Annotated in this window: 19 protein-coding genes; 6 read left to right on the plus strand and 13 right to left on the minus strand. The window is 43.1% G+C overall.

What is annotated here, in order from left to right:
• Positions 1 to 4 precede the first annotated feature (4 nt).
• Positions 5 to 1027, minus strand: coding sequence for a tetratricopeptide repeat protein (locus WKK05_RS01145; protein WP_341527991.1), 1023 nt, complete (start codon positions 1025 to 1027; stop codon positions 5 to 7).
• A gap of 502 nt (positions 1028 to 1529) precedes the next feature.
• On the opposite strand from WKK05_RS01145, the gene WKK05_RS01150 reads away from it, so the two are divergent.
• Positions 1530 to 2378, plus strand: a complete 849-nt coding sequence (locus WKK05_RS01150) for a lysophospholipid acyltransferase family protein (protein ID WP_341527992.1) — start codon at positions 1530 to 1532, stop codon at positions 2376 to 2378.
• 112 nt (positions 2379 to 2490) lie between these two features.
• On the opposite strand, the gene WKK05_RS01155 is transcribed toward WKK05_RS01150, so the two are convergent.
• The 5 genes from WKK05_RS01155 to miaB all read right to left on the minus strand — a co-directional run bounded on the left by WKK05_RS01155 (position 2491) and on the right by miaB (position 5261).
• Positions 2491 to 2715, minus strand: coding sequence for a DUF433 domain-containing protein (locus WKK05_RS01155; protein WP_341527993.1), 225 nt, complete (start codon positions 2713 to 2715; stop codon positions 2491 to 2493).
• A gap of 47 nt (positions 2716 to 2762) precedes the next feature.
• Positions 2763 to 3125, minus strand: a complete 363-nt coding sequence (locus WKK05_RS01160) for an S-adenosylmethionine decarboxylase (protein ID WP_341527994.1) — start codon at positions 3123 to 3125, stop codon at positions 2763 to 2765.
• A 182-nt stretch (positions 3126 to 3307) separates the two neighbouring features.
• The gene (locus tag WKK05_RS01165; protein WP_341527995.1) at positions 3308 to 3571 is read right to left on the minus strand and encodes a type II toxin-antitoxin system PemK/MazF family toxin; all 264 of its coding nucleotides are present in this window, start codon (positions 3569 to 3571) and stop codon (positions 3308 to 3310) included.
• Entirely contained in the window at positions 3537 to 3797 is a 261-nt protein-coding gene (locus WKK05_RS01170; protein WP_341527996.1) for a hypothetical protein, read from the minus strand. The genes WKK05_RS01165 and WKK05_RS01170 overlap by 35 nt, the downstream gene beginning before the upstream one ends.
• Positions 3798 to 3896: 99 nt before the next feature.
• Positions 3897 to 5261 (minus strand): tRNA (N6-isopentenyl adenosine(37)-C2)-methylthiotransferase MiaB, encoded by a 1365-nt coding sequence (miaB, locus tag WKK05_RS01175; protein WP_341527997.1) that lies wholly within the window; start codon positions 5259 to 5261, stop codon positions 3897 to 3899.
• Between the two features lie 95 nt (positions 5262 to 5356).
• On the opposite strand from miaB, the gene WKK05_RS01180 reads away from it, so the two are divergent.
• The gene (locus WKK05_RS01180; protein ID WP_341527998.1) at positions 5357 to 5590 is read left to right on the plus strand and encodes a hypothetical protein; all 234 of its coding nucleotides are present in this window, start codon (positions 5357 to 5359) and stop codon (positions 5588 to 5590) included.
• A gap of 709 nt (positions 5591 to 6299) precedes the next feature.
• Positions 6300 to 6911, plus strand: a complete 612-nt coding sequence (locus WKK05_RS01185; protein WP_341527999.1) for a hypothetical protein — start codon at positions 6300 to 6302, stop codon at positions 6909 to 6911.
• A gap of 82 nt (positions 6912 to 6993) precedes the next feature.
• On the opposite strand, the gene WKK05_RS01190 is transcribed toward WKK05_RS01185, so the two are convergent.
• Entirely contained in the window at positions 6994 to 8430 is a 1437-nt protein-coding gene (locus WKK05_RS01190) for a carotenoid oxygenase family protein (RefSeq protein WP_341528000.1), read from the minus strand.
• 231 nt (positions 8431 to 8661) lie between these two features.
• On the opposite strand from WKK05_RS01190, the gene WKK05_RS01195 reads away from it, so the two are divergent.
• The gene (locus WKK05_RS01195; RefSeq protein ID WP_341528001.1) at positions 8662 to 9126 is read left to right on the plus strand and encodes a globin domain-containing protein; all 465 of its coding nucleotides are present in this window, start codon (positions 8662 to 8664) and stop codon (positions 9124 to 9126) included.
• 191 nt (positions 9127 to 9317) lie between these two features.
• Here the strand turns inward: WKK05_RS01195 and WKK05_RS01200 are convergent, their stop codons facing one another.
• The 6 genes from WKK05_RS01200 to WKK05_RS01225 form a co-directional block, all read right to left on the minus strand.
• On the minus strand, positions 9318 to 13310 hold the full coding sequence (locus WKK05_RS01200; protein WP_341528002.1) for a DUF2157 domain-containing protein: 3993 nt from the start codon (positions 13308 to 13310) through the stop codon (positions 9318 to 9320).
• Positions 13311 to 13941: 631 nt separating this feature from the next.
• Positions 13942 to 14919 carry a nitrogenase iron protein gene (nifH, locus tag WKK05_RS01205; RefSeq protein WP_341528003.1) on the minus strand — a complete coding sequence of 326 codons (978 nt, stop codon included), beginning with the start codon at positions 14917 to 14919 and terminating at the stop codon, positions 13942 to 13944.
• A gap of 488 nt (positions 14920 to 15407) precedes the next feature.
• Positions 15408 to 16541, minus strand: coding sequence for a substrate-binding domain-containing protein (locus WKK05_RS01210; RefSeq protein ID WP_341528004.1), 1134 nt, complete (start codon positions 16539 to 16541; stop codon positions 15408 to 15410).
• A gap of 589 nt (positions 16542 to 17130) precedes the next feature.
• Complete coding sequence (locus WKK05_RS01215) at positions 17131 to 17910, minus strand: intradiol ring-cleavage dioxygenase (protein WP_341528005.1); 780 nt, start codon at positions 17908 to 17910, stop codon at positions 17131 to 17133.
• A gap of 183 nt (positions 17911 to 18093) precedes the next feature.
• The gene (locus WKK05_RS01220; RefSeq protein WP_341528006.1) at positions 18094 to 18711 is read right to left on the minus strand and encodes a hypothetical protein; all 618 of its coding nucleotides are present in this window, start codon (positions 18709 to 18711) and stop codon (positions 18094 to 18096) included.
• A gap of 122 nt (positions 18712 to 18833) precedes the next feature.
• A complete protein-coding gene (locus WKK05_RS01225) occupies positions 18834 to 19106 on the minus strand; it encodes a hypothetical protein (protein WP_341528007.1) in 273 nt (90 codons plus the stop codon).
• A 148-nt stretch (positions 19107 to 19254) separates the two neighbouring features.
• On the opposite strand from WKK05_RS01225, the gene WKK05_RS01230 reads away from it, so the two are divergent.
• Complete coding sequence (locus WKK05_RS01230) at positions 19255 to 19938, plus strand: response regulator transcription factor (protein WP_341528008.1); 684 nt, start codon at positions 19255 to 19257, stop codon at positions 19936 to 19938.
• Positions 19935 to 21401, plus strand: a complete 1467-nt coding sequence (locus tag WKK05_RS01235; RefSeq protein ID WP_341528009.1) for an ATP-binding protein — start codon at positions 19935 to 19937, stop codon at positions 21399 to 21401. The genes WKK05_RS01230 and WKK05_RS01235 overlap by 4 nt, the downstream gene beginning before the upstream one ends.
• Positions 21402 to 21556 lie beyond the last annotated feature (155 nt).

The raw sequence follows: 21556 nt of genomic DNA on the forward strand, positions 1-21556 counted from the left end.
CAAACTACAGTGAGTCTATAAACTGCTCTACTTTTTCTTGGAGTGGTTGATATTCGATTTGCTTGGCTAATTGATGGGCATTTTGGTAGCAAGATCGCGCCAATTTCTTGCGTTTCCTGATGGCGTAAAGGCTGCCCATATTTAACAAAGTTGAAATTTCTCCGGGAGAGTCGCTCAGTTGTTGATAAATTGCGATCGCTTGTTTGTAGTATTTCAAGGCGAGGCGGTGATCTGTAAGAATACTGTATGTAAAACCAATGTTGTGAAGCGTTGTTGCTTCACCAGAGCGATCGCTTAATGCGCGACGTGTCAAAAGAACTTGATGGTAGAGCAACAGCGCTTGTTTCGGTTGTCCTAAATCACTGTACATCGAGGCGATGTTGTTCAAGGTAGTGGCTTCGCCAACTATATTTTTTACCGCCCTTTGAATTGGCAGTGCTTCTTGAAAATATTTGAGAGCTTCTTCAAACTTGCCCAAGGTACTATAGGCAAAGCCAATCCCGTTGAGCGTTGTCGCCTCACCAGAAAAGTCTCCTATAAATCGACGTATTGACAAAATTTGGTGTTGTAGTAGCAGCGCCCGTTTCGGTTCTCCCAACCGGGTATAAATCAGTGCTACATCATTGAGAGTCGAAATTTCCCCTTGAGTATCTTGCAATTTTCTCAAGATTGGCAGCGCTTGCTCAAAGTAGTCTAATGCTTGCAAAAACTGCCCTAGACGGGCGTAGGTAGAACCCAAATTGCTGAGTGCAATTGCTTCTCCTCGCTGGTTACCTAGTTCTTGAGCAACCAAAAGCGCCTGATGAAAGCACTCTAATGCTTTTTGAGGTTGCGAGCAACCAAGGTGAGCTAAACCAATGTCGTTCAATGTGTAGCCTTCTCTGGCTCGGTCTGCGATCGCTCTAGCTAACTCTAGATTCTCACTGGCGAAATCAAGATATTCTTGAAATTTCCCCTGCTTGTAGTAGAGGCTAGCTTCATCACGACGTTTTTCCCACTCTTTGACTTGATTAAAAGGTTGCGTCATCTCACCTCGGTTGCACTCTTTGATAAGTAGCTCGATTCTGATTGGGCGAATCCCTCTTAGGGATTAACCCTCTTAGGTTACCCAAATTGGATTAACCATTATTCTCTACCTTTAGATACAAGACGTAAACAGAGAAGTGTAGTATCTTTCCATACTTACGAAGCGATTACTACAAAATTCATCAGCTGAAATCCGCGCTGCATAGCCTAAATTCAGCATTAGAGGGGCAGTAAGGTAGAACCAGAAGAGGCAAGATAATGTTAACGTTTCATTAACTTAGGTAAAGGATTATTAATCCTATTGCTCAAACTACCCAAGATTCGGTTATCGACTCCATATATTTTTCTAATAGATTCAACATTGAGCTAGTTGCACTTAAGAGCAAACTCAATCCAAATAATTTAAATTGATTTAAATTATTACTTAGCAGAATTTCTATTCTGTTTTGGAACCGAGACAAAAGGGATGGCTTGAGCTTTCCTAATCCTGTTAAAATGCTTCGATGTTAAAAAAGCAACATACATTAAACAAGAAATCCGGTTGGTCTTTAGATGAGCGAGATCCAAGATTCATCGAATCTCTGATGCCTCTATTAGGCTTTTTCTATCACTACTACTTTCGAGTTCAAACTAGTGGCTGGGATAACATTCCAGCTCAGGAAAAAGTCTTATTTGTCGGTTCTCACAATGGCGGGCTGGCGGCTCCTGATATGCTGATGATGATGTACGATTGGTTTCAAAGATTTGGTGTTGAGCGCCCTGTCTACGGACTGATGCATCCTAAAGTTTGGCAGGTTAGCCCCGAAATAGCGCAACAAGTTGCCAAGGCTGGAGCAATCGTAGCTCATCCGAAAATGGCTTACGCTGCTTTGCGCTCTGGAGCTAGCGTGTTAGTTTATCCAGGTGGAGCAGAAGATGTGTTTCGACCACATCATTTACGTAACAAAATCTATTTTGCGGGACGACAAGGATTTATCAAGTTAGCACTACGCGAAAATGTGCCAATTGTACCTATGATTTCTAGCGGCGCTCACGATACGCTAATTGTACTAGCTGATTTCTACAAAGTTGTGCGCCGACTTCATGAGTGGGGGATGCCTTGGCTATTAGGAATTGATCCAGAAGTCTTTCCTATTTATCTGGGGCTACCTTGGGGATTAGCTCTCGGCCCACTGCCTAATATTCCATTACCTGTGCCTATCTACACACGGGTTTGTCCCCCGATCGTATTTGAACGTTACGGTCGGGAAGCCGCAAGCGATCGCCATTATGTTAATGAATGTTATGAGTTAGTTGTGAGTAAGATGCAGCACGAGTTAGACAATTTGGTAAAACTAAGTGCCAAGTCATAGGCAAGCAACAAGATTTTGAGGACTAACGGCTAAACTCACTGAATGGCAAACGAGTTAGTAGACTTAGCCGTAGGCTTTACCACTATCTATTCACTTTCATCCAGAAGCAGTTTCACAAAGTTACCACGAATAACTTTTTCTCGCGGTCAGCAGCAAAAGCAAGACAAGCTTTGATGTCTTCGGAGGTAAGTTCAGAAAAATCTTCCAGAATTTCTGCTTCCGTCATGCCACCTGCAAGATACTCTAAAATGTCGTACACTGTGATTCGCATTCCGCGAATACAAGGTTTACCACTGCGTTTACCTGGTTCGAGCGTGATGATGTTGTCGTAGTTCATGAGTCAGGGGCGATTTTGCTTATAATAGGCAGTGTAATCTGCATAATTTAGAATGAAGCACTGGCTATCTCATCAGACACAGCAAAATATTTACGTGTAAATTCAATAGCTTCTTGCTGATCAAAACCTTTACAGGTATAAATTACTATCGAGAAAAATTTGGCATTACTCCAAATATATGCTGAAATACCAGAATCAATCAGAGGTACAAAGGCATCATATCCAGAGTTTTCTTCCTTACCCATACCTGAAGCCGGCACAAAAACGATAGGCTCACCATAAGTGCGAAGATTTAGATGTGCTGCCAGATTGAGAAGATATTTTTCCAATATCTGCTTGTCTAAATCAATAGTGTAAAAACCTTCAATGAGCAGCCTCTGCCGAAAAATGCTTGGTGCAAGATTTTTCATATACATTTGGATTAATTTAATTTCACTTTATTAGGATTTGCTCAACGTAATCAATAATCATTCTGCCCGTCCCAATTACCGCATGAATTGAGCAACAGCAGCAACACCGTCTGCTACGCTTAAAGGTGCTTGTTGCTGGGGCGAAATGAGCAGTCGAGCAGAAACTTACGCGAAGGAATTGATTAGCCGTTTTGAATATTGCGATCGCCTTTTATAAACCTGTACCAATTGATCTGTCTGAAATTTAAAATAGTCACACGACTAGGATTTGCTGCCCGAAACATCTGGCTAGTAATCATAGCAACGATCATTTGGGACAAACCTGTCTGCAAATTATCAGCTTGCACAATCACAGCAGGTCGTGTTTTAGCAGTAGTCAGATTAGAATTGGGAAATAGCACTAGAACAACATCACCCCGCTTCAAGGTTTGTTTTGGCTGCGTCATAGTTGTCATAGATACTCATTTCTGGACTATCCCAATCATCTGCAAAGGTTGCTAAATTACCTCGTAAAATCTCAGCCTGCGCTTGGTTAATTTCTTGGGAGGCCAGGTTAATTTCATTTGTTTTCATGAAAGTGACAATTACTCGTATTCCTTCTTCTACATCTGTGAGTTGTTCAGTAAGTTCCACCCGACCATTACGATAAATCCCTTCAACACTACTGGACACTTGTCACCTCACTGCTTGTGAATGATTCAACTGCTTTCAACTTAGCAAGGGTATATTAATTTTTTTTCCCTAATAAAACACACTTGCTAAGTCTAAGCATTAGACTGGCATTGCTTCACGCACCTCTACTGGTTCACCAGTCAAGCTGAAAGGACGAACTTCGGTGATTTTTACCTTCACTAATTGCCCTTTGAGTTCGTTAATATCGCCAGTGAAGAACGTTAAACGATTACCACCTGTGCGTCCCATCACCTGAGTTTTATCTTTGGGGTTTTGGTCTTCTACTAATACTTCTTCAATCCGTCCAAAGTAACGTTGCGATCGCTCGGCTACTTTTATATTTACCAAATGATTGAGCCGTTGTAGGCGATCGCTTTTTACTTCTTCACTCAGTTGATTTTGCCACAAGGCTGCGGGTGTGCCAGGACGGGGCGAATATGCTGCTGTGTTCAGCATATCAAAGCCAATATCTTCCACCAGTTTCAAGGTGTTTTCAAACTGTTGTTCTGTTTCTCCTGGGAAACCCACAATCGCATCAGCACTAATCGACGCATCTGGCATATACCGCCGAATCATCGAGACAATTCGGCGATATTTTTCCTGGGTATAACCTCGTGACATTGCTTTTAAAAGCTCGTTATCCCCAGATTGAAAAGGAACGTGAAAGTGTTCGCACACCTTGGGTAACTCAGCACAAGCCCGAATTAGCCGCTCAGTGAAATAACGCGGATGACTGGTAGCAAATCTTATCCGCTCAATTCCTGGGACGTCATGCACGTAATACAGCAAATCTGTGAAAGTGTGCAAATGCCTGCCTTCTGGGGTGACTCCAGGCAAATCTCTGCCGTAAGCATCAATATTTTGACCAAGGAGCGTAATTTCTTTATAACCTTGTCGTCCTAGTTCTTCGATTTCAGCGCGAATGGCTTCCGGTGTCCGAGATTGTTCTACACCACGCACGTTTGGAACAACGCAGTAAGTACAGCGTTCGTTACAGCCGTAAATCACATTCACCCAAGCGCTCACTTTACTATCCCGACGCGGTTGGGTGATATCTTCAATAATGTGAACTGCCTCAGTTGCTACAACTTGATTCCCGTCAAACACAGACTCCAGCAAATCTTTGAGACGGTTGGCGTGTTGTGGCCCCATTACTAAGTCTAATTCTGGCACGCGTCGCAACAGTGCTTCGCCTTCTTGCTGGGCAACGCAACCAGCGACAATTAGTGTTAAATCTGGCTGCTCATGCTTGCGCTTAGCTTGTCTACCAAGGTAAGAGTAGACCTTTTGCTCGGCATTATCGCGAATGGTGCAGGTATTGTAGAGAATTACATTTGCATTATTTGGGTCTTCCGACCATTCAAAGCCCATGTCTTCTAAAACGCCAGCCATGCGCTCTGAGTCGGCTTTATTCATCTGGCAACCGAAGGTAGTAATGTGGTAGCGGCGGTTGGAAGTGGTCATGGGCAATTATGCTTAACTTGTGTAATGTATATCTGCTTTATTTCTATTCTATTAGAGTATAGAAAAGGCTACCCGATGCAGAGGCGATCGCTTTTATGGTTAAAGAAGCTTTATCATCAGATGACATCGCTCCCGCCCCAGATATCAGCCAGCTAGTTATTGAAGATGATACACCAGTGGATAACTTTCGCTCGGAAAAACAACAGCGGCTGTTAACGGAAGTTTTGTATAGTTATTGGCTACCTCCCACAGGTTCTGAGACATTTATCGCGGCTGCGAATGTCGGAGTCTACGCGCACAAACTGCTGAACAACGTGCCGAATAACTAGCGGCACAATTAAAAGCTTTGGGAATTGACCCTGACCAATTGCCGAATTAATAAACTTAATTTTAAACGCACAAGGGCGCACATAAGTTTCTGTAAAAATTTAGGCAGATTTCCAGATGCTATGGAAACTGTCGGGTATGACGCTGGGTAATTCTACTTTACAGATGGGTTATGCACTCAGGCGATCGCTTTTATAGTTCAAGCAGCTGACATCATTGCTTGGCTTATTGTGTGCAGTCGAATTGGCAAAGAATTATCTGATTACAAATTATGTATGTTGCATACTCAGTAACAGTACCACTATGTTACTATACAGTCATCATGTATCAAGCTAAAAAGGTATCGTTATGTTTCATACCTAATGCTAAGTTACAGTTTTAAAACTTCACCATCTTTTATTGCTCTAAAACTATGCGAGACACTTTGTGTTTCGGCGTTGTGCTGTGAACTTTAATAGTAAGCTGACATAACTCGTATCAAACAAATTTGGTTTGAAATAAAACATATCCAAGGCTTATACATTGATAGTAATACTTAAGCCTAGTGGAGATTTTTTAGGCATGAGAGTTAGTTTATTTACTCTAACGAGCGATAAATTGAGTGCCTAAAAGCGCTCCATTAGTCTGAACAATCACATTCCATCACTCACAGGATGGTCAATTTGTGCTGTGCATTAGTCCTAAGTTTGCAAACACTAATAGAGAAAAGCCATGAAAACAGCAACAGCAATTGGAGCCGCTTTAGCAGTACTCAGCTTGACGACTGTTCCAGCCCTAGCAGCCGCTCAGAAGTACACAGTTAAGGGAGAGAACGCCTCTGCCTCTTTTTATCAATATGATGATAATTGCAGCTATACCAATGTTTATGTTTCTGCTTTTAACAACATTACCAAAAGCACACCAAGCGCTCCAACTTCTCAGCAAGGATCTTATCTCTCGTATGATAGCTACAACTACTGCACTGGAGCATACTCGTATGGTTCTGGCTTTAGTGACACCCCGACATTCACAATTGCTAATTCATTACAATCTGCCACTTTAAATGGCACTTACACAGTTTTTGATTATTACTCAGGAACTTCTAAAACTGCGGTAGTAGATTTAACTTGGACTAGTACGGGCAACACTTACCGTGGGAACTCACATAGTCACTATCAAAGGCCAGGCTACATATCAAATTACCGCACTAAAAGTACATCTAGTGAGGCACAGGTTACTGGCAGCATTACTATAGACGGTACTAACATCATTGCCAACTTGCCCAGCTATGGTTTTCTCAGTTCTTCTAATGATGGTTCACTGACAGTTTATAAACGTAACTAGATACTAAACTGTACTTGAATTAAAAAGACGGCATCGTTGCTCAAAAGTAGCAACGATGCCGTCTTTCGTCTTTTGACGAATATTAAGCTGGTTTCCAAGTGCCGTGGAAGCTATGGGGAATCACGCTAGGTAATTCTAGTTTGCAAACAGGTTCATCGTCTAAGCGATCGCTATCAAAAATCCAAACTTCACTGCTATCAGAATTACCGTCGTAAACAACGGTTATAAGCCAGCCTTGCTCAGGATTTTGTTTATCTTGAGCATGGATAGGTTCTGAGACATAGCGATTTGCTCCTAAGTCTGCTTCAGTGAGAGTTTCGGTTTTATGGTCAAAACGAGCGATCGCGCTAAACAAATCTTTCTCTATATCTCCATTTTTCGAGAGTAATGATATATATGTATAACGCCAAGGTTGCCCAACTTGCGAGTGTTGCACTACGGGAAACTCACACTTGCGGTTGACAACTTCTTGCGTTGTCGTAACTTTACCAGTTTGAGGATTGAGATGCACTTGCCACAATGTTCCCTTAGCAACTGTGTGCGTTTCACCAGTCGCAACTTCTCTGAGATTTTCGTTAGTCTGTTGAAAGTCAGAATATCGCACCACATCCAAAATTACTGAACCGTCTTTATCTTCATAAGCGTTGCCAAAATGCCAATTAAACCAAGGCTCAGTTTCACCACGACTAACTAAAGATAGGTTTTCGCGGTCAAATATTAATACTTGGGTTCCTAACTGAGGTTCCCACAACAGAGATTCACTGAAGGTAGCCAGACCTAGCAAAACTGATAGTGTTTTCATCGCCATTGGAGGCGTAAAAAACACTAGATATTTTTGCGTCAGCACAAAATCATGAATGATTGAGTAGCGGTCTAACTTGAAGGCAGTTTTTTGAATAATCTTGCCAGTGGAATCGCTTTTGTAGAGATTCAGTTGTACAGAACTTCCGACACTGACTCCAAAGTTAAAAATTTCCCCTGTCTGTGGATCGCGTTTGTAATGAGCAGAATAAGGTAATCCATTATCTAACGCACCTAAATTATCCAATCCTATTGTTTCTAACGTTTGCAGATCCAAAGCATAGGGATTTGTTGCTTCCCACAAAGCCAATAATTTATCTGGTAGTGCCAACACCGATGTATTGGCTGCATTCTTCATTGGCTGATTCCAGCGCTTCCAGATTGGCCCTGGTCTGTGCATTCCATAGACGCCATAAAGAAAACTATCTGCTTTGCTTTCAGCTTGGTATTCTGCTGTTTGCACATAACGATAGACTCCCGTGGCTCCTGCATCAGTGAAATGTACACCAAGAATTGCCCCATCTCCATCAAACCAGTGTCCTACACGATTGCCACCGCGTTCTAGCCGTGCCGGGCCATTGCGGTAAAGTGTACCGCGTAAACCATCTGGAATTTTGCCAGAAAGAATTGGTAGTTGCGTAAGTGGAAACTCTGTTGCAGGTTGAGCGATCGCATCTGCCCAAGCTCTTTTTATTGACTTTTTATCAATTGTATGCATAAAAATACAGGGATTCTAAATTATGGACGTATGGCAGCCTCACTACTATTGTTATATTTGTGGCGATGAGTTAACAACGTTTTTAACCAGGGAAAGATAGGGAAGCGGCAATTATTCTCATCTTCCCCACACCCCGACTAGTATTTTTGTTTGTATGAGCTAGCTCATAGTAACTCATGTAAATACTCACTAAATTGAAGTTAATCAATATTCCAAGTGAGTAAAGAAAGTATGATTAGCCAACAAACAATAAATATAGTCAAAGCTACAGCGCCCCACCTGAAAAAACACGGTCAGCAAATCACAACTCGAATGTATGAAATTATGTTTGAGAACCATCCAGAGATTAGAAAACAGTTTGATATGTCCGCTCAAGCAAATGGTTCTCAGCCTGCAAAATTAGCTACAGCAGTTTATGGCTATGCTAGCCAAATTGAGAATTTACCTGCTTTAAAGTCAATGGTAGAAACGATTGCCCATCGCCATGTGCAGACTCATGTTTCACCAGAACAATATCCCATTGTCGGAGAGAGTTTACTGCAAGCAATGAAAGATGTTTTGGGAGAAGCAGCTACAGAAGAAGTTATGGCAGCTTGGACTGAAGCTTATCAAGCATTGTCTGAAGTCTTCATCAATAGAGAACATCATATATATGAGGCAGACTTGTTAAACAAAAAAGCTCCACTTTGTAGATAGGGTGACTTCTGACATTTCTCACTTCGGTTCAATAGGTCATTTGTGTGTACACAGTAGCTTCGAAGTAATACCAATTTACGAAAATCTTGATACATATAAATTTCTCTTAGGGACACGGCATTGCCGTGTCCCTACCAAAGTATTTGTATCATTCTTAAAGTAAAATGGTATAAACAGGGGTTTACGAGTGTTTATTCCCAAGTTTGAAATTCATCAGTGGTGTTGCGAAGCAGAGAACTAATTTGAGTGCGGCGAGTTTCAAAGTTGGCGGCGATGTAAATTAGTACAATTCCAACTAGCAAACCAACAACCCATTTTAAAAAGGGGTAGCGCAAGCTGAAAATTACTAACTGATAAATACTAGTAATGAAAAAAGTTGCTGTACCAATATAAAGAAAAGCCCGCACTCGCAATGCTAACCCGGCAAAAATGGCAATCAGGCTAAAAATCCCTGGTATTAGAGGTGTGTCTTGATGAAATAAAATTGCCCACCCAGAAATTAAACCACTGCCTAGTAACCGAAGGGTATGACGGGCTGCTTTATATTCTGGTAGCTTCAAATGAGGATCTACTTGAGCAACATACAGTAGTGAAAACCCAATTAGTATCACGTACCACAAATCATCACTCAGGGGTAAGTCATAAAACCAACGAGAAAGCGCCCAATCAATCAACGCCACACTAATATAGGTAAAACGAATGTTTTCGCTTACCTTGGCGAGGAAGATGTAAAATCCAGCTGCGAGTAGCAGGGTGATTGGGTAAACTTGCAGTTTGGTTTCCCATAAAATTACCAGTGGCAAAATGTATGCGGCTTGTTGCCAAGGTCTTTTAGACCAACCCCAATTTTCCCAAGGAAGGATGTACAAAAAGTAGGCTATCACACAAGCGATCGCAGCATTCCAAGGCACTAACGGCCCAGTTATCCACTGTCCTACTGCTGTCTCCCGCCAATATATCCTCATGAAGGCTACCTGTAATAAACCAAGGTAAACCCACATTTCGGCTATTGTTATGTTCCCCAAGATACGGGGTAAAGCAGGCGAATTCCGTCCTTGAAAGATGGCATAGCGAATCAAAAATACACCAGTTGCCAATCCTACTAGGCGATTAACTGCGATGGGAAGAGCAATGGCAGCGATTAATAAACTACTACTCCAAGCCCAGTGAATATCAGCGATGCCTTTTATTTCTTCACGACTTAGGCGTAAGTAACCTACAAGCCAAGGAGAAAGAATACGATAAGCATACATGATGCTTGCACCAAGGGCTGACATGGCAATTAATCCATCGCCTAATGCGCCTCCTTTGGCTTGTGACATTTGATAAAACAAAAGTTCATAAGCAGCAATTGATACGCCAATAATTCCCAAATACAGCAAGGGCTTGAATGCTTCCCGGCGTCGCCCTACACCAATCACAATTAAAGCTACACCTAAAGAACATAAACCAGTCCATTCGGTGAATGTGTCCAAACGCAGCACTAGGCTGAATACGCCATAAATTAATGGCAGAACATGGAAACTGCTGGGAAGTCTTTCTAATTGGTATCGTCGCCGCCACCACTCTCCCACAAGTTGAGTGATTAAACCCAAAGCGATGTTTGCGATCGCTATTCTAATAATTGAGCGTTCCCCAAAGCCCAATACCTCAGCAGTTAACAATTCCAAACACCAACCGATGCCATAAAATGCCCAATCTGTGGGTTCCTGCCAGTTACGAAAGGCGATCGCTCCTAAAGTTATACCAATGGCAGTGAGGTACAAAAATCCTGGAGAAACAACTCCTTGGTAAACCAGCACCGAGTGCAGCGTCAGCATTAACAACTCAACACCACACAAAGCGATTCCCCACTTATCACTGGCAATTGCATATATAGTTGCTAATTCATTACCTCGCTGCCTTAGTACTGTCCGCGCTAGGCATAAACTGAAGATAGCGATCGCCCCGACGACAAACCAACCGACTACTGCGAGTCTAGGTAACCCAGGTAAACCTGTCCACAGCAGCGCCGCAATGAAACTCAGACCGAAGCCTAGAGTAATCACCGCAGATATCTCGTTTCGTAAATAGCGCGTATTTGTGAACATCAGCACCGCACCCACAGCTAAACCGATTAATCTGGTTCCTGGTAGCTGTAAAGTAAGTAACTGAGCGACGCCCACAGCCAGAACGCTCAAATAACTAGTTGTAGTACGACGCTCTCCAGTTGTACGATTGGCAACACCCGTGAGAGCTAAAGGTGTTGAAAGCCAAATCATTCCCCAATGGTCTTGGGTATCAGCGACGCCATACCAAGAAGATTCAGCATTTACCCACAATAAGATAAAACTCAGGGCTGCTAATCCTAAACCGATGTACCAGGCGCTACGTCGCCAGAGTCCATCGCCGAGACTAAATCCCCATTCTGCAACCATTAGAGACAATAAAATGCTTGCCCAGACTCGTTGACTCAGGGTTGGCAAGAACCAGTCAATGATAGAGCAAAGTGTCAATAGCCCGATGATATGAGTTAGGTAAATTAAAGGAGATGGAGGGGATGAGCTAGTATTTTCTCCTGTCCCCTGTCCCCTGTCCCCTACTCCCTGCCTCCTGCCTGAAGGAGAGCGTTGTTTGGTGACGAAGGCGAGAGTGATTGTGGAAAATAGCAGATTTAGCGATCGCAATGCGGGATTTATCAGAGCGATCATTGTTAAGAAAACTCCAAAGAAAAGTGTCAGCAGTTCGCCAAACTTGGCTAATTCTCGCTTTTCGGGACGATACAGGTTCTGGGTGAACGCCACCATCAAAATTACATAGGGAAATAAAGCTACACCTAGCAATGCCCAAGGTTCATTTTGAGCATTAGTGAGTTGGGCGCTAGTTGCGATCGCCCATTGCTGTAAACCAGAAGGCACTAACCGCCAACCTAGCCAAATAGTCTGTAAGCCGATGACGAAAATTGCAGCTAAGTCAAGCTTTAAACTATCCCGCTGCAAGCGTTGGTTTACAAACCACAAACTCAACCCACTCACAGCTATTGCTTGCCAAGGATAATTTATTACTGAAACTAGCCAACCCAGAAAGAGTAAAATTCCGCCGAGTGTCTCCCAGAGTAGGGAAGATGAGAGGAATGAGGAAGCTTTCTTTACTCCCCCTGCTCCCTGCCCCCCTGCCCTCTGCTCCCTGCCTCCCTGCTGCGCTAACCAAGTTACTAACCAGCCACAAATACCAATGGCTAAACCTAACTGCGTAATATCTACTCCAGTAACAAAAATCGCCCGCACTAGCAGCACCAGCAAGGCATAAATAATTACACCAAGAGTCAAATTGCTACTTGCTTTACGCTGGGTGCTGCTATCTTCTGTGCTGTTTGGCTGGCTTTGCTTCCGGTAATTTTGATAAACGGTAATGATGGTTGTGCCGATCATTCCCAAATAAACAGCTATCAAAGGAAATCCAGGAAATTTCCAACCCCAATGCAGATAACTCAGCCCCAGAATATTTACTAGAGGTAATTTAGAAGTATGTATATGCGGAAAAAGGCGGCGATTGTTGCAGAGTAAAACAGTAATAGCCGTGAGAACTGGCCAAGCGATCGCAACTACAAGCCAATCTAAGGGACTTTGCCACAATCTGAAGCTATCCATTGCCCAAAAATTTACTGGCACTAACAGCATGGTGACAATGAGCAATGTCTGAGCCGTCAATGTCAGGTTGTTTTGCCTAGTTGCCCAAAAGCTTAAACCCCAAAAACTTAAAGTATATGCAAATAAAACTCCATACTGTCCAGAGGCGGGAAACCTCTCCCACTGGCTAGCAGCCAGCACTCCAGAGGATACTACTACCAGAAATACCCCTAAAAACAGTAGCCAGCGGACACTCAATTCTGCTGCCAACGACTGCAACATTGTGTTGATAAAGTTGGGTTTAGCTGGTTGTGCTGGCTGTTCTCTGCGGCGATTAGATTGTAAAGCTGTTGCGGGTAACGGCTGCACGGGGTCAGAAGTTTTTAATGCTACCTGTGCTTCAGCCTGGGGTTGCAGTACTATCGCACAGACGAGGAACTCACGGCATAGCTCCCTGACTTGAGTATCGGATATCAAACCTAAGCGTAGCCATATATCCAGCCCCTGTAATAACTGAGGATGGGAGGATGGCAGCTTAACTTCAATTTTCAGCGGGCGGTTAGGGGGCGATGACATAAGCCGCAGCCATATTAATATATACGTAAATCGTCATTTGATTAAAGTATAGTTATGCGCTAGCTGTGCCACTTATTGGGCTGACTAATCTTAATTGTTAACGTAAGTTTTCAATACTTTACTGGCACTACTTTTTTTGTAATATTTCAAGTTAGAAAACCCTGGTTTCTTTAAGAAGCCAGGGTTGTGATTAAGTGTGTAATGCTAAATTACCTAGTGATAATTTTCTCAGAAAGCTTCCACAAACAGACGAGAAGAATCTGCACTAGGGAAATGCGATCGCCGAAGGCGGGTCTTCGACCATCGCACTATGTCTATCTTGGGCGGTGTACCACTCGGTAAACGTGTATAATCAAAGGCTATAACTAACTTTGAAAAATGGTAGACACTTAATTAACCGTTTTACCATTTTTATTTTCCTAAGCTAATATTTCTGACAAGTCTCTTAAATAAAAGGGAATGGGAAGATAAATTTCCCATGCCCGAATCAATAGAAAACCAACCAAGTAGGGAAGGAAAAAATTAAACTATTCGTTTTGCAGTTGCGATCGCCTCCACATTTTTTCAAAGATTAGGATCAGGTGGGCAAACAGCCCACCTAAATGCTTGCCTAAGAAGAAGAGTAAAGGTGTTACTTCTTCTCGCTACCAGCAACTATTTCTACATTTCCTTTTTTCAATGCTTCTAGGGCTTCGCCTTGGGCATCTTCTTGCTTCTTGACAGCTTCTTCTTGAGCATTAGCTGCGGCAATCATTTTTGCAGCATTTTCTTCACTTTCAAGAATACCAAACTCAATCAACAAATCTTCTAGCTCGTCCATCTCAATAGGGGTAGGAACAGCAAGATTTGTATTGTTGATAATCTTGTCTGCTAATGTCCGGTATTCATGAGCTTGTCCGCTGTCAGGCGCGTACTCATTCACCGTCATCCGGCGCAACTCGGCGTGTTGCACGATATTGTCACGGGGGACAAAGTGAATCATCTGAGTACTTAATCTGGCTGCTAGGGTACTAATCAGTTCGTCTTCCCGGTCAGTTTTGCGGCTGTTACAAATCAGTCCACCCAAACGTACCCCGCCAGTGTGAGCATATTTGAGAACGCCACGAGCAATATTATTAGCTGCAAACATCGCCATCATTTCACCAGAAGTAACGATGTAGATTTCTTGGGCTTTACCCTCACGAATTGGCATAGCAAAACCACCACATACAACGTCGCCCAACACGTCGTAAGATACAAAATCTACATCTGAATAAGCGCCGTTTTCTTCAAGGAAGTTAATGGCGGTGATAATACCCCGACCAGCGCAACCTACACCAGGTTCTGGCCCACCTGATTCTACGCATCTGATATTCCGAAAACCAGTGATTACCACTTCTTCAAGTTCGATATCTTCTACAGCGCCCCGTTCAGCGGCGAGGTGCAACACAGTGGTTTGGGCTTTACAGTGCAGAATCAGACGAGTGGAGTCAGCTTTGGGGTCACATCCGACAATCAAGATGCGTTTACCCACTTCTGCCATCGCAGCTAGAGTATTTTGAGAGGTGGTAGATTTACCAATACCGCCTTTACCGTAGAAAGCAATCTGTCTAATTTTGTCGTCGGACATGATAATTTTTCCTACAACTGTTTGCTAGGTCTGTCGGTTGATTACGTATTCACACTGTAGAATTACAAATGTGATGGGTTATAGAACGTCATTAAAGGCGATGCATATGGCGGGCTTCTCTGCAAGAGCCTACGCTCTACAACAAAAACATTTAGTATTGAATACATATGATTTGTTGCGAGATTTTTGGCTGTCATTAGTCAGAACTAATGACAAAATTGCTTGAGATGTACGGTTTTAAATGATGCGTCACCGTACCTTTCTGACTTCCATTACATTTGCTGTGAATGCATCAAGCCGGATATACTTGTCATGAAATATTGCTCAAGGAATATTGCAAGTATTACCAGGTTCTCCCGATTCAGCAATGCTGTGAGTTGTTGTAACAAAGTTCCTTCAGGTTGCTCATACCTAAGAATGGTTGCAGCAGAAATTCAAATTTACGCAAAGTTCTTCCCTAAACCACCAACCTTGCATTGCAATCCACTCTAAACAGTTGCTACAACTTCCCCGATTCTGCTGATATCGTAGCCACCGAGAATTTCAAATTGTGAATGAACCATCCGATGTCCCAAAGTACTGAGCAACTGCTGTACTGGTGCTTCTTCTAGATATTCCTTAAGAATCACTAAGTCATATCTTGATTGATGTAGGGGGATAAATCCTAACCCAAAAGCGGCAGCTACAGATGCTGTGCTGATACCTGCATCAACAATTCCTAATGCTACAGCTTGGGCAACATCTTGGTGAGTTGTTACAATATGGTCAAAACCTTGGACATCATGAAACGGTATATGTTGCTGTTCAAGTTTTTGTTCCAGAAGTAAACGACTACCAGCACCTATTTCACGGTTGACAATAGTAGCTCTCTGTGAGACCAAATCACTAACTGTCCTAATTTCCATTGGGTTACCAGACTTTATCAAAAGTCCCTCCTCCCAGACACCAAGGGTAATCAGAACTGCTTCCCTTCCAGCCAAAACATCTCGAACAAATGGAGTATTATACTCACCAGTCTCGGAATCATACAGATGCATCCCAGCGATATGAGCTTCACCTCGGCATAAACTGTGCAATGCAGACATACTGTTGGCAAAGCTAAAGTGTACTCGCAATTGAGGATGCCAGCGTTCGGTGGCTCTCGCCCATAGTGAAATAACAGGCGCACAGCCAGCAATCACAACGGTGTTGTGAAGTGTGTCTAGATTATCGTCTAAGAGCCGGACTCGAACTTTATCTGTACCTATCTGACTCTCACTCTCACCATCAGCAGGAATCATGTCTTGGCGAAAAGCATCTTTACCAATCAATGGATAAGCTATCCATTCTCCTCCCACGTAAGCCAGGCTGACTCGTGTTTGCTGACCAGCAGCGATAGGTTTGGCAAGCACTGCTTCAACTTTAGGTAAATCTCGCTCTAACCAGAATAGATCCTCGACTTGACAGCCAAGCGCTTTTGCTAAGCGAAGTGTAATAGTCACTGAGGGGGCGTATTGTCCCGACTCTACACCACTAATAGTCTGACGGGTAACACCAGCTAAGTTTGCCAAATCTTGTTGGCTCATGCCCAAGCGGGTTCTGATTGACTTCAAGTTGTTACAAAGATCGCTATCCTGCTTCATTGGCTTTAATCTCTTAGTTTTTAAAAGCCGTAGCGGATTTAACTTGCATTTGCCAAGACGAAAGCATGGTCTTTGAGTTGATAATATTTCTCGTAGACTACTTACTGTGCTTTCGTTGTCTTGATTCCCTCTATTCAAAGAATATCATAGATTTTGCAAATTTACTTGCGAGTTGCAATTTTTCTTGCTAAAGGCTATTTTTGACCTGCTGATTATCATTCAAAAGCCCCCAAAAATCGTCAACAAAGGATTTATCTAATATTTTGACTTTACCAATTAATTTGATAAAAAGTAGTCCTCAATACAGTTTTAGAAATTTATCTCAGGTTTGATTCCTGATAGGCGAGGAATACAAGCCGCAAGACATTTTGAATTCTCAACGTATTTGACGCCACCACTTAATTCAGGAGGACTAGTATCGCTACGCGGAATTCGTAATACTTCTCTACGAGAGGCTGCGGCATAGCTACGCTTAGGGCGTAGCGTCCCGTAGGGAAGTAGCCGAAGCTTCAATCAAGCTAGGAATTGCGCTTAAGCGCTACTAAGAACAATCTGTTGCTTTCCTAGAAGAGAATTGGTGTGAGACTGCTCAAGTTGTCTCAACTCCAATATCGAATGTTGTGGCATAACCTTGGCTTGTTTTGCTGAGTGTGAGCAACAATTTGTCTCCACCATCTTTAAAAATCCCATCGTCAGCATTCCTCAAGGTGCGCTTTCCCTTGTCGGCATACGGTTTTTGTGTATGCACCTGATCTGTAATCGAGTCATCAAAGTACAGTTGTGACGTAAACTCATAATGCTGACCTGATGTTGCAGCTGTGCGTACCTTAAAGTGGATATGAACTGTTCTGCCTTGATACCAACCAGGATAAATGGTTGTGAACTGGACAGTTCCATTCGCGTCTGTTACTTGATACCCGCGCAGAAACTTTTTCCCGACGGTATTGAAACTGGGGTCATTGACATCAGAATATACTCCCAGCGCGTCACAATGCCAAATATCGACGATCGCACCTGCAAATGGCTTGCAACCAGTACTATTGATCTGAGAAACGCGAAGCGTCAAATTGAGTGGTATGCCCTCTTTTACTAAACCATCCGCAGGATCGGAGCGAATATCAGAGCGCTTCAACTTCTCATCTACAAAATACGGGCCTTCAGTCTGCTCCGGTTTCACTACACACGCAGGCAATGTTGCATTATTTGCTGTAGATGATGCTGGCACAGATTCACTAAATTCTGTTGTCTTTGCAGTGCTGTTAATTCTAGGTATACAGACAACAAGCATTGCAGTTCCAGTTGCTCTAAATAAAGCAAGTGCTTGTCTTCGACTCAGAATTCGACCTATTTGACGATTATCTTTTTCCATACTATTTCTACTGCAAAAGTGTTATTAAATACTTGCTGAGGAGTTTTCGCCACTAACACAGTTGTTTTAACTTCTGGAACCAAAGATGTAAGTAGACATGAAGAAATTGAAGTTTGTAGTTTGCGCTTTAGCGCTAAAGCGCCACTACAAGTTAAATGTTGTTGAATTCACATAAATATTGAGCTATTTTGCAGAGCCTCCGCGATCGCCAGGAGGATGAGGTGGAATGCCTAATGCGTCTATCAACTGTTGCTCAGTTACACCCAGCTTTGCAGCCGCAGCTTTAAAATCAGGTCGAGGCGGACGCCCTCTTTCAGACCCACTTGGAGGATTGGCAGGCACTTCTAGCGCATTCTTTAATTGTACTTCTGTAACTCCTAACTTGGTCGCAGCCGCAGCAAAATCAGGTCGAGGTGGACGCCCATTTCTACCAGGCCTATTTGGAGGATTGGCAGGTACTCCCAGCGCATTCTTTAATTGTGCTTCTGTAACTCCTAGCTTGGTCGCAGCCGCAGCAAAATCAGGACGAGGCGGACGCCCTCTTTCAGACCCACTTGGAGGATTGGCAGGTACTCCCAGCGCATTCTTTAATTGTGCTTCTGTAACTCCTAGCTTGGTCGCAGCCGCAGCAAAATCAATTCGGGGTGGTCGTCGCTGTTCGTTCGGTGGTTGGTTAGGTGGTTCAGCCTGTGCAATTTCCTGGGATGGATTAGCAGCATTTACTTGATTGAGTGAAATAAAACCAAATGTGCCAACCAAAACAGGAATTGTTGTGATAGCTAGTACTCTACGAAAATTCATGATCATGCTCCAAAAGATAGATTGTTTACATTTCTAATTCAACTCAACAAAAATTACACTTCGCTGTGATTGTGAATTACAATTTTGTAATTTTTGGAAACTTTACTGAAGGCGAAGTGAAATCAACGGTTATTGTGTTCTACACGGTTTTGAACCACGCCCTGATTATGAGGCTTGGAAGAAAGCTTTTTTTGATGTGGGCGGGGTTTTTGACGCCTAAACTGTGGTTTTTCATCATGTCTTTGCACTTGCTCGTGGGGTCTATTGGGCTGTTGTGAAATCTGTGTGTTCCGATTCAATGGATTAGCGGCATTTGCTTGGCTAGGTGCAACAAAATTGAATGTGCCAATTACAAAAGGAATCGCTACTACGGCTAAGACTCGACGAATATTCATAACAATCAATTTCTAAAAGTAAGGTGTTGATATTTCTGATTAAGCCACCTGAAAATGACAGCTTGCCTGTTTTCTAAATTACATTTTTGTAATTGAGCCAAAGGGTAATGAATTTAGAATGGAGCAATAAGTAAAGTAATGAATACTTGTGAACATTCTGTTTGTTGAAGATGAAGCAAAAATTGCTAACTTCGTCCGAGCTGGACTGAAGGAGCAAGGATTTGTCGTAGACTACTGCGACAATGGTGATGAAGGTTATCTGCGGGCATTAGATAATGAATACGATGCGATCGTGCTTGATATTATGGTTCCTGGAAAAGATGGGCTATCGATTCTCAAACAACTGCGGCGGGAAGGCCGTAATGCCCCGGTGATTTTGTTGACAGCTCGCAATGAACTGGACGATCGCCTAGCAGGGCTAAATTTAGGAGCCGATGACTACATTGCTAAACCGTTTTTTGTGGAAGAGTTAGCGGCTCGAATTCATGCTGTTGTGCGCCGGAGTGTGGGGGAACGCCAAAATCAGCTTTCGGTTGGGTTGCTCAAACTTGATCGCATCACGCGAGAAGTTACCTGCAATCAAAAAGCGATAGAACTTACCAGCCGCGAATTTAATCTCCTAGAGTATCTCATGCGTTCTCCCGGACGAGTCTTCACCCGTACCCAAATCCTAGAACACGTTTGGGGTTACGACTTTAACCCCAACACCAACGTCGTGGATGTTTGTATCCAGCGAATTCGGAAAAAAATTGACCCCATTGATGAAGCAAACCCGATTGAAAGCATTCGCGGGGTGGGATATCGGTTTCGTAAGCCAGACTCTCAAGTATGAAACTACCCTCGTTTCGACTGCGAATTGGCCTATTATCTGCGGCTTTGGCTGGAAGCGCATTAGTCGGTTTTGGCGCTATCTCCTGGTTACAAATTTATGAAGCTAAGATTAGCCGCCTTGATGCAGAAATGTTAAATCAGTTGATGCGGGGAACTCGTCCACCTGAGCAGGAGCGATGGCAGCGCTACGCAGACTCATTATCTTATGCTTTTGGAACAAATACAAAAACCCCAATCGCACTGCTAATACTTGACGCCAACGGCAACACGCTTTATCAATCCAACGATGTGCCAGACGACCTCGACGTGAATCGTCTGCTGCTTGAACGTCTTAGGTTAACACCTCTGCGATCGCCTCCTCCTAGACAACCACCGCCAAAACTTGAGAGTCAAAATCCATCTCCCCTTGCACCACCTTTGATTCCCCCACGCCCACCTCAATTTATCACTGAGCAGACGACAACAGGAGCATGGAGGATTGGAGTAGCGAAATTTCCTAATGTTGGGGTTGCCATTGCTGTTAACTTGCAAGCGGTGGATCAAGAGATGGCTATTATTCGCAATATCTTTTTGGTTTCAATTCCGGGAACTCTCCTACTGGTTGCAGTTGGGGCATGGCTGGTTTCAGGTGGGGCTTTGCGTCCGATTCGGCAATTAACAGGTGCTATTCAAAAGGTGACCGTCCAAGGCTTAGACCAGCGGATTCCAATTGGAACAACGGATGTTGAATTTATCGAACTAATTCGAGTATTTAACCAAATGTTGGAACGCTTGGAGCGCAGTTTTACCCAAGCTTCCCGCTTCAGTGCTGATGCGGCTCACGAACTGAAAACCCCACTCACCATTCTGCAAGGCGAACTGGAGCGATCGCTCCAACAGGTGAAGAGTGGAAGTGAAGTGCAACAGCGTTTAAGCAATCTGTTGGATGAGGTACGCCGCTTAAGTGGAATTATGCGGAAACTCTTGCTGCTGTCTTTAGCAGATGCAGGAAAAATGAGTTTGTATCTGGTTGAGGTGGATATGTCTGAGTTGCTGATGGAGATGGTAGAAGATGTGGAACTACTAGCTCCTCACCTAACTGTACAAATCGATATCAATCATGGTTTACGGGTACAGGGCGATCGCGATTTGCTGATTCAAGTTCTGCAAAACCTGTTGAGTAATGCCATCAAATACAATCTGGATAACGGCTGGATAAAAATTCACGCTCATCAAACTCAAACAACTTTCTACGTCACGATTAGCAATGCATCTAAAGATATTTTAATAGGCGATCGCGAGCGAATTTTTGACCGCTTCCATCGCGGTGATCCTGCTCGAACCCGCAAGATAGAAGGCATCGGACTTGGACTTAGCCTCGCTCGTGAAATTGCCAAAGCACATTCTGGTGACCTCACTCTTGGCTCAACATCTTCTGGTCAAACAGCGTTTACCCTGACCTTGCCAATTACGTCAAACAATTAAGTAATATAAGAATCCTAAATCATTTGTAACAAGAAAAGCCTTGACTTCTCAAAGAAATTGGGTATTTACCGCTTTCAATTCTCCTAAATTAAATATTTAAGTAATAATATTTATATTGATTAGTATACTTAATTACAAAATTGTCAAAATTTAGG

This window comes from Nostoc sp. UHCC 0302 (assembly GCF_038096175.1).
Classification (GTDB): Bacteria; Cyanobacteriota; Cyanobacteriia; order Cyanobacteriales; family Nostocaceae; genus UHCC-0302.

Excerpts from the sequence above, each read along its gene's own strand:
- WKK05_RS01225 (WP_341528007.1), bottom strand. The coding sequence starts at position 19,106 with ATGAATATTCGTCGAGTCTTAGCCGTAGTAGCGATTCCTTTTGTAATT.
- WKK05_RS01215 (WP_341528005.1), bottom strand. The coding sequence starts at position 17,910 with ATGGAAAAAGATAATCGTCAAATAGGTCGAATTCTGAGTCGAAGACAA.
- WKK05_RS01190 (WP_341528000.1), bottom strand. The coding sequence starts at position 8,430 with ATGCATACAATTGATAAAAAGTCAATAAAAAGAGCTTGGGCAGATGCG.
- nifH (WP_341528003.1), bottom strand. The coding sequence starts at position 14,919 with ATGTCCGACGACAAAATTAGACAGATTGCTTTCTACGGTAAAGGCGGT.
- WKK05_RS01160 (WP_341527994.1), bottom strand. The coding sequence starts at position 3,125 with ATGAAAAATCTTGCACCAAGCATTTTTCGGCAGAGGCTGCTCATTGAA.
- WKK05_RS01220 (WP_341528006.1), bottom strand. The coding sequence starts at position 18,711 with ATGAATTTTCGTAGAGTACTAGCTATCACAACAATTCCTGTTTTGGTT.
- WKK05_RS01155 (WP_341527993.1), bottom strand. The coding sequence starts at position 2,715 with ATGAACTACGACAACATCATCACGCTCGAACCAGGTAAACGCAGTGGT.
- WKK05_RS01150 (WP_341527992.1), top strand. The coding sequence starts at position 1,530 with ATGTTAAAAAAGCAACATACATTAAACAAGAAATCCGGTTGGTCTTTA.
- WKK05_RS01210 (WP_341528004.1), bottom strand. The coding sequence starts at position 16,541 with ATGAAGCAGGATAGCGATCTTTGTAACAACTTGAAGTCAATCAGAACC.
- miaB (WP_341527997.1), bottom strand. The coding sequence starts at position 5,261 with ATGACCACTTCCAACCGCCGCTACCACATTACTACCTTCGGTTGCCAG.
- WKK05_RS01200 (WP_341528002.1), bottom strand. The coding sequence starts at position 13,310 with ATGTCATCGCCCCCTAACCGCCCGCTGAAAATTGAAGTTAAGCTGCCA.
- WKK05_RS01165 (WP_341527995.1), bottom strand. The coding sequence starts at position 3,571 with ATGACGCAGCCAAAACAAACCTTGAAGCGGGGTGATGTTGTTCTAGTG.
- WKK05_RS01235 (WP_341528009.1), top strand. The coding sequence starts at position 19,935 with ATGAAACTACCCTCGTTTCGACTGCGAATTGGCCTATTATCTGCGGCT.
- WKK05_RS01195 (WP_341528001.1), top strand. The coding sequence starts at position 8,662 with ATGATTAGCCAACAAACAATAAATATAGTCAAAGCTACAGCGCCCCAC.
- WKK05_RS01180 (WP_341527998.1), top strand. The coding sequence starts at position 5,357 with ATGGTTAAAGAAGCTTTATCATCAGATGACATCGCTCCCGCCCCAGAT.
- WKK05_RS01145 (WP_341527991.1), bottom strand. The coding sequence starts at position 1,027 with ATGACGCAACCTTTTAATCAAGTCAAAGAGTGGGAAAAACGTCGTGAT.
- WKK05_RS01185 (WP_341527999.1), top strand. The coding sequence starts at position 6,300 with ATGAAAACAGCAACAGCAATTGGAGCCGCTTTAGCAGTACTCAGCTTG.